Genomic DNA, 12,514 nt, shown 5'->3' on the forward strand with positions numbered 1-12,514 from the left:
CGTCATGATCTTGGAATCCCTAGAATTTCTTTTAACACCGACGACACCCATTGCGCGCAAGTATGGATTTTTATATTCATCGATCTCGCTTCGTCATCGTTATCACCGTCAAAAGAAAAACTGGCTTCCTCATCTTAAAAATTGCCAAGATTTGTTTTTAGAAACAGCGAACTCATTACCACAAAGAAAAAGCGTTGTGGTTATGGGCAGTGCTCACTTGCATGAAATCCCATTGCACTTGTTAATGGATACTTTCGAGCAAGTGACGTTAGTGGATGTGATTCATCCGTTAAAACATCACTTACAAGCAAAAAGATATTCACGCTTAAAGCTTGTGACGATGGATCTGACAAATGCATTAGATAAGCTGCAAGAGCTGAACTCCCTAGAAGATCTGAATAATCTTGCGACGAAGCTAGCAGGTGAAAAGCTTTTCCATTTCGAAGCCGATTTGATTGTCTCTGCAAACCTCATGTCGCAACTAGCTTTGTTACCCCTTGATGCCGTCGAAAAGAAAATCAAACGCACCCTTGAACTGACCGAGAAAGACGTCATCTGCACTCAGTTCGCCGAAACTCATTTGAAAAATCTAAGTGCCTGCAAAGGGACTAAGCTGATTTATTCCGACCGCGAAGTCATCTATCGCGATAAAAGCAACGAGATCATGTACACGGGCCACTACCCCGTCAGTTTTACCGGCTATAAAAAATTGAAAGAATGGTATTGGATGTTAGCTCCCTTAAAGGAAGCCTCTAAAGACTATTCCATCGAAATGAAAATCGAAGCCTACAAAAGCACCTAATCCCCTTTCGGAATTACTAAACCTTAGACATTGGAACATATCCCCTTTGTCCTATTAGCCCTAACTGCCTGCCAACAGCCCCACAAAGAAAGTAACAGCCTGTCGCCTACTCCAGAGGTTTCAGCCGAAACCGAGGTCTATACAGGCCCATCTGGCTTGGTCATCATCCGAATCGCTGATGAGCAAAATACCTCGCTGACTCTACCACAGAAACTTAACGTAAATTTTGAAACCATAAACGAAGACAAAACAAATCTTAGAATTGAACAATTTCCAGCTGGTGCAACATCGATTCTCTTCAGTAAACACCCAACTATTCAAAGCTATGGTTGTGAGAAACAAAGCGAAGTTCTACCCAACAAAATCGATGCCGAAAGAGTTATAATCTGTGGGCAAGTTTTCATTCCTTCAGGAAGATTTGAAATTCGCACTTCTAAATTAGAACTTCGTGATGCCAAAATTGTAACTACAGAAAAGCCTTTTGATCCAAACGTCGAGTTCACTTTATCAAACACTACGATCTATGCCGCGGAAATAGAAGTCCACGGGACAAACAAACTGACTCTTCAAGGTTATTCGGACGGGTTTGATAGATCGTCAGCACACGCATTGTTTATGAATTTTGCCTACGTGTCTGGTGAGGGCTCCTTTGAAGTCCTGTCCCGCAATCAAATAAGAACTCTGAGATAAGTTAGTCCGCAAAAAGGAGTTTTGAAGATTAAAAAAGAACTGCTGACATCAGAGAGACCTGAAAAGTGTAAAATATGCTTAACGTACCTCGAAACAGCACCACCAGAAATCAAAGACATTGTGGTGCGTTCGTTAAAGAAGTTTTTACTTTTTAAGAGCGACGAAAAGGCCTTCGTACGTCGGTGCGATGGCCGCCTCATAAAGATCGGGATTCGCTAAGCGCTCGTTAAATTCTCTCATAATACGAACTTGTTTCTCAGAGAATTTTTGGGTTGTTGTCTGTCCCCATACAGCGCCACTTAGAAAAATATTGTCTGCCAACACCAGTCCACCTTTGCGCAAATTCTTTTCAGCCCACAGCAAATAATCCAAATAGGCAGCCTTATTACCGTCGATGAACACGCCCTCAAAAGGCCCTTGTGCTTCAAGCTTCAACAATTCTTCACGGGCGTCACCGACCACGAGGTGAATTTTTTTGGATGATTGATCCAACTTTGAAAAGACCTCGGCAGAGCGACGGGCGTGTTCTGGATCCTTTTCCAAAGTCCAAAGTTCCCCACCGGCTGGCAAGGCTTCAAAGAAGTATTGAGCCGATAATCCTGTCAAAGTGCCGATTTCTACAAATTTTTTACAGCCATGCATTTTTACTAGAACATGGGCCAACTGCGCTTCGGCTGGAGAAATACTAATTCTTGCTAGACCTAGCTCTTCCGCAAACTGACGAGAAAGTTTTTTAGTGTCGTTCTCGTTATTAAATAGAGCACCTAGGTATTCTTCTTTGTTTGAAAGCACTGATTCACGCATGAACAGATCCTCTCATGAAAGAGTCTGGAAGTTAACAGGAAGTTAATTTGCTTAGACACTAACACACAGAATAGCCTAAAACAGACAGCATCACTTGATCATGGAGGATCATATGAAGCCTGACATCCAGTTCCTGATGAGTTTAGCACTCATCACGGCCACTGTTTCTTGTTCCTCGAAATCAAAGCGCGATGATGAATACCTTTTGCGACCCGTAAAGGCCACCCCGTCAAGACCGCCCGACTCCATTCTTAACAAACACGTCAGCAACGATCTGCGGGACAGCGTCCGTTATGATCAGCTCTCTAAGAATGTTCGATTTGACTATGCCAGCGCGGAAATCACGCCGTCTTCAAAAAATGCACTCAACACCATTGCAAAAGAGATTAATTCGTCTTTGGACTCTTTTAGGGTAATTCGTCTGACGGGAGTTACCGACGCCAGTGGTGATGATTCACGCAACATGCAGCTTTCTCAAAGACGGGCTGAAAATGTTAGAAGGTATTTAATATCTCAAGGTGTTCCCGCAGAAAAACTAGAAGCGATTGGTGTGGGCGCAACAAACACGATCATGCCTGGGACAAAAATTAAAGCTGCCGCCGATCGCCGTGTGGACTTTGAGATTGTGCGATAGAGGGATGCATGGCTAAATAGTCGCCATGAATCCACTCTTAGTTTTTGATCTTGATGGCACTTTAATTGACTCTGCGCCGGATATTATCGTCGCTGTAAATCGCACCTTAAAGAATCACAATAAGCCGATGTTGGGCGATCAAGAGATCATTTCTCATATTGGTGAAGGTTTAAAAAAACTTTTGGCAGACCTGTTCATCAACGATGATCTTTCATCGGCAGATGTCATCAATCTCGAAGTGGAATTTCTGAAAATCTATGAAGAAGAGATGTTAAATAAAACCCGCATTTATCCAGAGGTCGAAAACTTCTTAGGAAATTACGCGGGCCCGATGGCGATCATCACAAACAAGAACGAAGTGCCAGCGAAAATAATATTAAAGCACTTAGGCCTTGACCGCTTTCCTTGGGTGAACGTTTTCGGGGCAGACACGCTCGCGGAACGCAAACCAAGCCCCTTGCCCCTGCACACAATGATGAAACTTGCTGGTCATAATCCGCACAATACTTTGATGATTGGGGATGGAATTCCAGATATGGTTTCCGCGCAACGCGCCGGTGTAGCGTCGCTAGCCATCGAGTTTGGATACACATCGCCGGAACTGCTTCAGAGGTACGAACCTAAAGCATTTTTGCGAAGCTATTTAGACCTTCCAAACTTAGTGGAACAACTATTTTCAGTCCGAACTTAAGAGTCACAAAAACGTTCATGATTTTAGTTCGCGTTGTTCCATAATCTCATCGTGAGACACTTCAAAAAGCATATATTTGGAGTAATAAATGAGTTCACTAAAGTGAGTCCAGGTAACTTAAGTACGTTCCCCAACATCCGATAAATTTCATATGAAGACCGAGGGGAAAATCTGGCTGTTTTACGACGCCGAAAAGAAAGAACAATCAAAGCCAATGTCTGTGGTACAGGCACAGGTGTTTCTTCTTTCTCTAAAAAAGAATGATCACTTGAAATACTTTGTTTGGACTCCCGGTTGGCCCGACTGGACATGTGTGAAAGATTTCCTTAAATCCGGTCAAAACTATTTCGTGATGACTAAGCCACCGAAGCCGGTGGGAGTTACCGAAGATCTTCCTTCGAAGGACGAAAGCACTCTTGTCATTGAAGCCGAAGCTGGCAGCGCTGATAAAACCAACACTGGAACACTTGTTACCATGTCAGGACTGTTTACAAAGGTGCGCGATGATAAGCCTTTGAAAAAATCAGAACCTATCGATTATGGATACTATCATCATGACTTTAATGGTGATGACTTAGATCTTTCCAAAATCAATCAAGTATCCAAACCTGAAAAGGTCAAAGTGTACGAGGAAACTGTTTCACGCAACGAAGATTCAGATCGTCGTAAAGACACTCGTCACAACTTTAAAATTGAAATCATCTTGGTTTCTAAGACCAAGTCTTTCCGCACGTTTTCCCGCGACATTTCTATCAGCGGTACCCAATTGGAAAAAGAAATCCCACGCGACTTTTTGAATGTGCCTTTCGATTTAATCGTTGTGAATCCTTATGACAAAGACTCTTCACGCGGCCGTTTACTTTTCAGAGCGAAAATTGTGGGTGACATGACTGACCCACGCCGCTTGATGTTTATCGAACAAGATCACGAAATGACTGTGAAGCTTGATGCCCTACTTAGGTCCTATACGAAAGCTCAAGCAGCCGATAGAAAATCCGCTGGTTAAAAATCGAAAGTATTTTAGAATCTTAATTAAAGATTTCTTTACAACTCTCCGATCTCAAAGTGACGCACGTTTGAGGAGAGTTCATGAAGAATTTCATTCTAGTAACTACGATGGTAAGCCTGTCTTTGGGTCTAGCTGCCTGCGAACCGAAAGTTGAGGACGCCTCTAGCTCTGGCCAGCACCTCTATATCACATCAGGAAGTTGTTATGTGGGAAGCGGCCTAACCGCTGAAACTCCTTCACGCACTCTCAGCAAATTAAATCTTTCCACGGGAGTGGTTGATGAAATCCTCATGGACTACAATACTGTCAACTCCTCTGATCGCCCGCAAAGTGTGATCGATTATGACAGCCAAAACCTGTTAGTCTTAGTCGAAAACCCTGTCAGTTTTAATCGTCGCATTGACCTGGTTAAGAAAAAGGGTGGCAATTCGTTTGCTACATATTTAACTGATTCAACTATTCTTACCACGACAGCAGGCCACGTTGTTCGCGACATGGTTCGTACTCCAGACGGGGGAATTCTTATTTCAAAAAGTGCAGCAGCTGAAAAACTGAGTTCCAGCAAAGGACGAGTAACGGTGGGTGCCAACGCTTTCATCAATGCTCCAACAGGCGGAACATGCGGCACAACTAACAACACCCTTATTTCCAACACCCTTATTTCTGCCGTCGTGGCCCTGCCAAATTCAAAATATATTTTTGCACACGCAGCTGCTACACCCAACAATCGTGTTGTCTTTATTAATAGTACGAATGGATATTCTGCCAGCGCGGATTGCAGCTCGGCCGTCACCGCTCCTGCGACGACAACATTCCCCACAGCCATGATTTATATTTCCTCAGAGACAACGGCTAATACAGGATACTTGCTAGTATCTTATTCAAGCAGCACCGCTGCTCAAGATTATATTTATGCGTATGATGTGAATGAAACATCTGGCACTATTACTGGTGCAACCAAGGCTTATGAAAACTCATCTGTATTACGTGGGATTTCTGCCATGGCTTATGACTCGACAACTGGTAGTATCTTTGTAGCGAATGGTTCAACCACGCTTGCAAATGGAATTGAACGTTTCACCTTTGATCCAACGACAAAGACTCTGACCCGGGTAGGTTCAGTTCCCTTTGCGGGAACCAGCCTTTATACGAAATGTATCACTGGAATGACAGTGGCAAACTAAGGCTGTCTTTCAAAAACTTGGATCATAGCCATATACTTTTTCAAAGCTTGCACATAGTTATTCTGCTCAGGGATCGCTGTCTTTTCGATCAACGCTTTTGAACGACCAAAGTAAATATAAGGCAAATAATCTGCATATCGATCTGGAGTGATGTGATCTAAGTGATAAGTTTTGATTCTTATTTTCAATTGTTTCAAAGCGTTGATCAAGTATCCCATCGTTGCAATGGCAGCATTTTCGGGAATATCTAAGTTATCTGGAGTGATTCCGTATTTATCAGCAACATCCTGAGGAAGAAACTTAATTTGGGTCAGACCTCGACTGTTGGGGCTGACTTCTTTATCTGTTGCTAACGAGCGCATGAGCTTAGCCAGGCTCACAATCCAAGGTGCTGACTCTTTGAACTTATAACGTACACTTTCCCCGAATCTTGTTTCGCGACCCAATATACCTACAGAAATATGAGCCAATAATGTGTATTCTTCACCGCTCACCTTTAACATCTTTTGCAGATCTGCTTTATTGACCGCCAATGCTTGAATAAATCTACGAACCTTAATGGTGCTGACGTCATCGGACTGAGGGACCATCATAATTTGACAGTTGTCACAGTTCGACTCCGTCCACTTCCAACTTTGGAAACCCTGCTCAGAAAGCAGGGCAATTTCCATTTGTGAAGACGAAGTCTGAGCAAAAGAAAAGGCATGACCACTGTCGAATAAAACGACAGCGACAATTAGGGCCATTCTAATTGAAAGCCAAAATTTCTTTAATCGCATCTGAGTCTCCGATTGGATTTCTATGCAATTCAGTAGCCTAAGTTTATTTAAGGTAAAAGTGTTTGCTCTCACCTTATTGATTGGGGAAGCTAGGAAATCACGGAGGAATACATGAACTTGATTGATCTTTCCATTCGTCGACCCGTCTTTGCCTGGGTCATCATGTTTGCCCTAATCGTCTTTGGGGCTATTTGCATGAATCGCATGGGTATCAGCCAACTGCCTGACGTGGATTTTCCTATCGTCAGCGTGTCGGTTACCTACGAAGGAGCAGCCCCAGAGGTTGTCGAGGCGGAACTTGTCGATCCGATCGAAGAGCGACTTCTTGCCATAGAAGGTATCAAAGAAATGCGCTCCTCCGCTCGTCAAGGTACGGGAGTGGTCACTCTGGAATTTGACATCAACCGAAATGTTGATGTGGTTCTTCAAGAGGTACAAACAGCTTTAAGCCAACTCCGTCTTCCACAAGGTGTTGACCCTGCCGTAGTCAGAAAACAAAACCCCGAAGAAGACCCCATCATGATCGTTTCCATCTATGGTGACGCTTCCCTGAAGGATATGCTTAATTGGACCAACAATTATCTTTTGGATCAATTACGCTTCTTGCCGGGAATCGGTGAAGTCAGCATTGGTGGATTCAGTGAAAGAAATCTGCGCATCTGGTTGGATGTTGATAAGCTCGCGAAAAATTATCTAACCGTTAATGACGTTGTTGCAGCTCTTGCAAGTCAGCATTTAGAAAGTGCCGCAGGTCAGTTCACCGAGAAAGACCGTGAACTGCGTGTGCGATGGCTTGGTGAAGCGACAAACACCAAAGAGGTTGGTGATATTCAAATTCTGAATCGTGGGGGTCAGAGAATTCAAGAAGACCGTGCCATCTATATTCGTGACGTTGCCAGAGTGGAGGACGGCCTATCTGATGTCCGTCGTATCGCTCGCTTTGAAGGTCGACAAGCAGTCGCTATGCAAGTTCGTAAGCAACGCGGAACAAATGAAGTTCAAGTTGCTGATGCCGTTCATAAAAAACTGGCTGAAATTAAAGATAGCTTTCCCAAAGGGTACAACTATCGAATCAATGTCGATTATACCCGTTCAACAGAGGCGACCGTTCATCTCACATTGGAAAAACTTTGGGTAGCCGCTTTAATAACAATCGTTATCTGTTTCTTGTTCTTAGGAAGCATTCCTGCGGCGATTAATATCCTATTTTCAATTCCGACCTCGATTGTCGGCACTTTTACGATTCTATACTTCTCGGGATTCACGTTAAATCTCTTTACCCTTTTGGCATTAACTCTTTCCATCTCAATCGTCGTGGATGATGCCATTATGCTTTTAGAAAACATCATTCGCCATTATCGAATGGGCAAGGGCTCTGCAAAAGCAGCCTCTGATGGTTCGAAAGAAGTTTTGCCAGCAGCTATTGCTGCAACTTTAGCCGTCGTTGCCGTTTTCTTACCCGTGGTTTTCATGGACGGAATTATCGGCAAGTTTTTCTTCCAATTCGGTATCACGATGAGTGCTGCTGTTTTATTGTCACTGCTTGAAGCAGTGACGATCACCCCGATGCGTGCAGCTGCATTCCTTAGCAGCGAGCCAAAGGTTTCAAAACTGGAACATTACTTGGATGTGGTATTTGAAAACTTCTCACACGCCTATCAAAAAGTTTTGAAAATAACATTAAACTGGAAATATGCGGTTGTGATTGCATCCTTGATTTTCTTTACGATTTCGATGTTTTTAGTCACGAAGGTCCGTCAGGAATTCGTGCCTGCGCAAGATCAAAACTTTATCGTGATCAACGCGCAAGCTGCACCTGGAACTTCTTTGCAGGCGACAAGTGATATGGCTAAACAAATGGAAGATATCCTGCATCAGAATCCCAATATCGAAGGTTTTGTAACCTCGATCGGTGGAGGTGGCGGATCGTCGAATGTCAATCAGGCCTTTATCCCAGTGACGTTAAAACCTCGTGCCGAACGTGAACAAAATCACGTGCAAATCATGAATGATCTGCGCCAAAAGTTTAAAGCTGTTAAAGGCATGAGAATTTCAATGCGTGACGTTTCTGCACGAAACCTTTCGTCAGGTCGTCAGAATCCATTAGCTATCAATTTAAGAGGCTCTGATTTAGATATTCTGCAAAAGAAATCCCAAGAACTGATTGAGCGCTTAGAAAAAGAAAAATTGGCTGTGGATTTGGACAGTGATTTCAGATCAGGAATCCCAGAGTTGATTTTAAAGCCGGATCGCAAAGCTATGGCTGACCGTGGTGTTTCTATTGAAACCGTGGGTGAGCTTTTACAAGCTGGTATTGGAGGGCTTCGCCAGGGACGCTACACTGCGGATGGGCGCCGTTATGATGTCAGATTTAAAATCAATGAAGACCAAGTTCAGAAAGAAAGCGATTTCAAAAGACTTTATGTGCGCAATAACTTTGGGAATTTGATTCCGTTGTCGCAACTTGTGAAAATTGAAGAGTCAGGGGCCATCCAAAGTATCAGCCGTGTTAATCGTCAACGTGCGATTTCTGTCTTTGGTAACTTGTATCCAGGCCAATCTCAGTCAGCAGTTTTGCAAAGAACGGCAGAGATTGCTAAAGAGATTTTACCGCCCGGGTATTCATACGCCCTTGAAGGTGCCTCTGCTGGTTTTGCACAATCCTTCCAAAGCCTTTACTCGGCCCTGGCCGTGGGAATCTTGGTGGCTTATCTGATCCTGGCAGTGCAATTCAACTCCTTCATTCACCCGATCGCCGTGCTTGTGGCGCTTCCGTTCAGTGTGAGTGGTGCTTTGATGGCCTTATGGATCTTTGATGTGTCCCTGAACCTGTTTAGCTTCATCGGTTTGATTGTATTGATGGGTATCGCGAAAAAGAACTCAATCCTGCTTGTGGAGTTTACAAATCAAGTTCGAAAACATAATAAGGAAAGCATCATGTCTGCAATCCTTGAAGCCTGCCCGGTCCGTTTAAGACCCATTCTGATGACTTCTGTCGCAACGATTGCTGCTGCAGCCCCATTGATCGTGGGAACAGGCATCGGCTCTGAAACCCGCTTGCCGATGGGTCTGGCCATCGTCGGCGGTACGATCGTATCAACGATTTTGACTCTGTTTGTGGTACCAGCTTTGTATTTGATGCTGACACCCCTTGAGCGAACCAAAGAAGTAAAACTTTAAAAAAAAAGGGATCGCATTTCTAGCGATCCCTTTTTTAATTTAAAACTTTAATTTAAGGATTCATCTTAAGAAGCGTTTCCACTGTCTTCTTAAGCTTATCGACGTCGAAAGGTTTCTTGATGTAATCATCTGCCCCGATTTCGAACGCTTGCTTCATGTCTTCCTCAGACGCTTTACCGGAAACAAATACCAAAGGAATCTTTTTAAGGTCTTTGTTTTCTTTAAGCAATTGCGCAAGCTCAAAACCATTTACCCATGGCAGACCAACATCCAAAAGAATCAAATCCACTGGATGATCATCCAACACAGTTGAAAGTTCTGTGGCATCAGCCGCAAGCTTAGTCACATAGCCTTCACTTTCAAGGATTCTTTTCATCGCGGAACGCATTGTCTCGTCGTCCTCGATCACCAAGATCACTTTAGGATCTAGCTTTTTCTTAGCCTCACGGAACTGATCCAAATCAACCACATCTTGACTCGCAATACGAGCCTTCGTGATCTTTTCAATCTTATTAACCAAATCCTTGGTGTTAATTCTTTTGTCTTTCATAAAATCCCTTTTAAAAAAACATTCTCTTCAAAATTGGTCAAAATGGTCCAAGCGCAAGGCGGAGGAGTTGGCCCGCAGCGCAGGCGTGCTCCCAGCACGTCGAAGCGAGGACCAATTACGACAACGCAGTCAATTGGGCCATTTTCACCAGTTTTTAGTGGTGAGCTTGGGCTTCTAGCCATCTTTCGGCGTCGATCGCTGCCATACATCCTGTACCCGCTGCCGTGATTGCTTGACGATATACTGAATCTTGCACGTCTCCGGCTGCAAATACACCAGGAATGTTTGTATAGGTCGTGTTTGGTTGAGTTACTAGGTAACCCGTTTCGTTCATATCCAACATACCTTTGAACAAATCAGTCGTCGGTTTGTGGCCAATAGCAATGAACAAACCAGTCACGTTCATTGTCTGAGTCTCACCAGTTTTGATGTTGTGAACTTTAGCACCGGTCATTGATTTACCGTCACCCAAAACTTCGACGACTTCGGAATCCCAGATCACTTGGATCTTTGGATTTTTCATCGTTCTATCCGCCATAATTTTAGAAGCACGGAAGTGATCGCGTCTGTGAACTACATAAACTTTAGAAGCAAAACGAGTCAGAAACTGCGCTTCTTCCATTGCCGTATCTCCACCACCAACGACGATGATTTCTTGATTGCGGAAGAAGGCGCCGTCGCAAGTCGCACAAGCTGAAACACCACGATTCATATAAGTTTTTTCAGAAGGCAAACCCAAGTACTTGGCGCTTGCACCCGTAGAAATGATAATTGATTTTGCCAAATGAAGTTTCTCACCCACCCAAACCTTGAAAGGACGTTGTGAAAAATCAACCTTCGTTACGTTGCGTGTGATAAAGCGAGTGCCGAAACGCTCTGCTTGTTTTCTCATCACAGAGATCAAGTCAGGACCGGTTACCCCGTGTTCAAAACCTGGGTAATTTTCAACTTCAGTTGTGATCATCAACTGACCACCAGCTTCTTCACCTTCGATCATCAAAGGCTCCAAGTTTGCACGACCCGTGTAAACTGCAGCAGTAAGACCCGCAGGTCCAGATCCGATGATGATGACGTTTTCAATTTTTTGATCTTCAGACATAAATACCTCGTGGGAAAAGACGCTTAAAGCCTATCACAAATAGGCCCCATTTCATTACTTCTTTGCTTGTTTTGGACTGCGTCAGCTACAATGGGACATGCCTCTGATTTCATTTAATAAACCTAGAGAGCCCATGACCGTTGAAACGGGAGCGAATCTCATGGAAGCCCTGCTTAAAGGCGGGCTCCCGGTGGCGTCCAGCTGTTCTGGCGATGGGGTTTGTGCGAAATGTCGCATTCAGATAATTTCGGGAGCTGAGAATTTATCGCCCGAAAATGAGACAGAAAAGTTTCTAAGCGAAACGAAAAAGGTCCCCGCTGGCAGCCGCATCAGCTGCCAGGTTGAAGTTCTTGGGGACATTACTGTAGATGCGTCTTACTGGTGAGGCTTTTGCAAACGCACGAAGTTGATCAAGATACCTTCGCGCAAAAAGATCTTTTCGAAAGCTGTCTCGAAATTTTCAGCCTTAATCGGTGAGTTATGCAAATCACGAGTTTCAAACAAGATGTTGTACTTGCTTTGACGAATCTCATCCATCGCCCAATCGAAATAAACCAAAGAGTCTGTTTTGAATTCAATGATCGAACCTGGCTTTTGCAGATCGAACAAAATATCTAAATTCAGTTTTTGCACGAAACGATTCTTAGGTTTTTTGGGAGAGGTCCATGGATCTGGGAAATGAATAAACACATTATCCAGCTCACCGGGAACAAAAATATCCGTCAGATTGAAAGCGTGGAACCGAGCCACTGCCGCGTTTCTGCAGCCTGCCTTGTCAGCACGACGGATCGTTTGAATCAAAGGTTTGTATTTTAGTTCCAGACCCACAAGCAGACGATTTGGATTCTTCTGTGCATAATACGCGAAGTGAGTTCCATTACCCGTACCTACTTCCAAATCCATAGGAACAGATTCATCTTTTTTGAAAACGTCAGAACGCCATTTTCCCTTATTTGCCAACACACGCATTTCATCAAAAGCGATGTGAGAATATTCACCGTTCAACGCCAACGTGTAATCCGTTTGGTGAGGAAGGTCTGTAGTTACATTGATTCTACGTTTTGTGGAAATAGGAGCGTCTGTCATGCCGAA

At 43.9% G+C, this 12,514-nt stretch carries 13 protein-coding genes; 8 read left to right on the plus strand and 5 right to left on the minus strand.

Translation table 11 applies throughout. The features are described from left to right. Nucleotides 1–4: 4 nt before the first annotated feature. Both B9G69_RS06475 and B9G69_RS06480 read left to right on the plus strand, forming a co-directional pair. Nucleotides 5–802, plus strand: coding sequence for a hypothetical protein (locus B9G69_RS06475; protein ID WP_088616312.1), 798 nt, complete (start codon nucleotides 5–7; stop codon nucleotides 800–802). A gap of 30 nt (nucleotides 803–832) precedes the next feature. Continuing rightward, nucleotides 833–1,492 (plus strand): hypothetical protein, encoded by a 660-nt coding sequence (locus B9G69_RS06480; RefSeq protein WP_088616311.1) that lies wholly within the window; start codon nucleotides 833–835, stop codon nucleotides 1,490–1,492. A 144-nt stretch (nucleotides 1,493–1,636) separates the two neighbouring features. On the opposite strand, the gene B9G69_RS06485 is transcribed toward B9G69_RS06480, so the two are convergent. Then, on the minus strand, nucleotides 1,637–2,296 hold the full coding sequence (locus B9G69_RS06485) for an O-methyltransferase (protein ID WP_088616310.1): 660 nt from the start codon (nucleotides 2,294–2,296) through the stop codon (nucleotides 1,637–1,639). A gap of 112 nt (nucleotides 2,297–2,408) precedes the next feature. On the opposite strand from B9G69_RS06485, the gene B9G69_RS06490 reads away from it, so the two are divergent. The 4 genes from B9G69_RS06490 (at nucleotide 2,409) to B9G69_RS06505 (ending at nucleotide 5,814) form a co-directional block, all read left to right on the plus strand. Further along, nucleotides 2,409–2,930: an OmpA family protein gene (locus B9G69_RS06490; protein ID WP_176400984.1), complete on the plus strand. Its 522-nt coding sequence runs from the start codon at nucleotides 2,409–2,411 to the stop codon at nucleotides 2,928–2,930. Between the two features lie 25 nt (nucleotides 2,931–2,955). Further along, nucleotides 2,956–3,621, plus strand: coding sequence for an HAD family hydrolase (locus B9G69_RS06495; protein ID WP_088616308.1), 666 nt, complete (start codon nucleotides 2,956–2,958; stop codon nucleotides 3,619–3,621). 151 nt (nucleotides 3,622–3,772) lie between these two features. Next, the gene (locus tag B9G69_RS06500; RefSeq protein ID WP_088616307.1) at nucleotides 3,773–4,627 is read left to right on the plus strand and encodes a PilZ domain-containing protein; all 855 of its coding nucleotides are present in this window, start codon (nucleotides 3,773–3,775) and stop codon (nucleotides 4,625–4,627) included. A gap of 83 nt (nucleotides 4,628–4,710) precedes the next feature. Then, a complete protein-coding gene (locus B9G69_RS06505; protein ID WP_265438014.1) occupies nucleotides 4,711–5,814 on the plus strand; it encodes a hypothetical protein in 1,104 nt (367 codons plus the stop codon). Here B9G69_RS06505 and B9G69_RS06510 read toward each other — a convergent pair. Further along, a complete protein-coding gene (locus B9G69_RS06510; RefSeq protein WP_088616305.1) occupies nucleotides 5,811–6,593 on the minus strand; it encodes a hypothetical protein in 783 nt (260 codons plus the stop codon). The two genes, B9G69_RS06505 and B9G69_RS06510, sit on opposite strands and share 4 nt — an antisense overlap. Before the next feature lie 111 nt (nucleotides 6,594–6,704). Here B9G69_RS06510 and B9G69_RS06515 point away from each other — a divergent pair, with 111 nt between their 5' ends. Continuing rightward, on the plus strand, nucleotides 6,705–9,773 hold the full coding sequence (locus B9G69_RS06515) for an efflux RND transporter permease subunit (RefSeq protein ID WP_265438015.1): 3,069 nt from the start codon (nucleotides 6,705–6,707) through the stop codon (nucleotides 9,771–9,773). Nucleotides 9,774–9,825: 52 nt separating this feature from the next. Here B9G69_RS06515 and B9G69_RS06520 read toward each other — a convergent pair whose 3' ends face one another. Beyond that, the gene (locus tag B9G69_RS06520) at nucleotides 9,826–10,323 is read right to left on the minus strand and encodes a response regulator transcription factor (protein ID WP_088616303.1); all 498 of its coding nucleotides are present in this window, start codon (nucleotides 10,321–10,323) and stop codon (nucleotides 9,826–9,828) included. A gap of 154 nt (nucleotides 10,324–10,477) precedes the next feature. Next, on the minus strand, nucleotides 10,478–11,422 hold the full coding sequence (gene trxB / locus B9G69_RS06525; RefSeq protein WP_088616302.1) for a thioredoxin-disulfide reductase: 945 nt from the start codon (nucleotides 11,420–11,422) through the stop codon (nucleotides 10,478–10,480). A 160-nt stretch (nucleotides 11,423–11,582) separates the two neighbouring features. Between trxB and B9G69_RS06530 the strand changes: the two genes are divergently transcribed. Further along, on the plus strand, nucleotides 11,583–11,807 hold the full coding sequence (locus tag B9G69_RS06530; protein WP_265438016.1) for a 2Fe-2S iron-sulfur cluster-binding protein: 225 nt from the start codon (nucleotides 11,583–11,585) through the stop codon (nucleotides 11,805–11,807). On the opposite strand, the gene trmB is transcribed toward B9G69_RS06530, so the two are convergent. Beyond that, a complete protein-coding gene (trmB, locus tag B9G69_RS06535; protein WP_176400983.1) occupies nucleotides 11,798–12,508 on the minus strand; it encodes a tRNA (guanine(46)-N(7))-methyltransferase TrmB in 711 nt (236 codons plus the stop codon). The genes B9G69_RS06530 and trmB overlap by 10 nt on opposite strands. Between the last annotated feature and the right edge of the window lie 6 nt (nucleotides 12,509–12,514).

This window comes from Bdellovibrio sp. SKB1291214, assembly GCF_002209355.2.
GTDB lineage: Bacteria > Bdellovibrionota > Bdellovibrionia > Bdellovibrionales > Bdellovibrionaceae > Bdellovibrio.

Coding starts and splice junctions, on each gene's coding strand:
- B9G69_RS06475 (WP_088616312.1), top strand. CDS start 5: ATGATCTTGGAATCCCTAGAATTTCTTTTAACACCGACGACACCCATT.
- B9G69_RS06485 (WP_088616310.1), bottom strand. CDS start 2,296: ATGCGTGAATCAGTGCTTTCAAACAAAGAAGAATACCTAGGTGCTCTA.
- B9G69_RS06490 (WP_176400984.1), top strand. CDS start 2,409: ATGAAGCCTGACATCCAGTTCCTGATGAGTTTAGCACTCATCACGGCC.
- B9G69_RS06495 (WP_088616308.1), top strand. CDS start 2,956: ATGAATCCACTCTTAGTTTTTGATCTTGATGGCACTTTAATTGACTCT.
- B9G69_RS06500 (WP_088616307.1), top strand. CDS start 3,773: ATGAAGACCGAGGGGAAAATCTGGCTGTTTTACGACGCCGAAAAGAAA.
- B9G69_RS06505 (WP_265438014.1), top strand. CDS start 4,711: ATGAAGAATTTCATTCTAGTAACTACGATGGTAAGCCTGTCTTTGGGT.
- B9G69_RS06510 (WP_088616305.1), bottom strand. CDS start 6,593: ATGCGATTAAAGAAATTTTGGCTTTCAATTAGAATGGCCCTAATTGTC.
- B9G69_RS06515 (WP_265438015.1), top strand. CDS start 6,705: ATGAACTTGATTGATCTTTCCATTCGTCGACCCGTCTTTGCCTGGGTC.
- B9G69_RS06520 (WP_088616303.1), bottom strand. CDS start 10,323: ATGAAAGACAAAAGAATTAACACCAAGGATTTGGTTAATAAGATTGAA.
- trxB (WP_088616302.1), bottom strand. CDS start 11,422: ATGTCTGAAGATCAAAAAATTGAAAACGTCATCATCATCGGATCTGGA.
- B9G69_RS06530 (WP_265438016.1), top strand. CDS start 11,583: ATGGAAGCCCTGCTTAAAGGCGGGCTCCCGGTGGCGTCCAGCTGTTCT.
- trmB (WP_176400983.1), bottom strand. CDS start 12,508: ATGACAGACGCTCCTATTTCCACAAAACGTAGAATCAATGTAACTACA.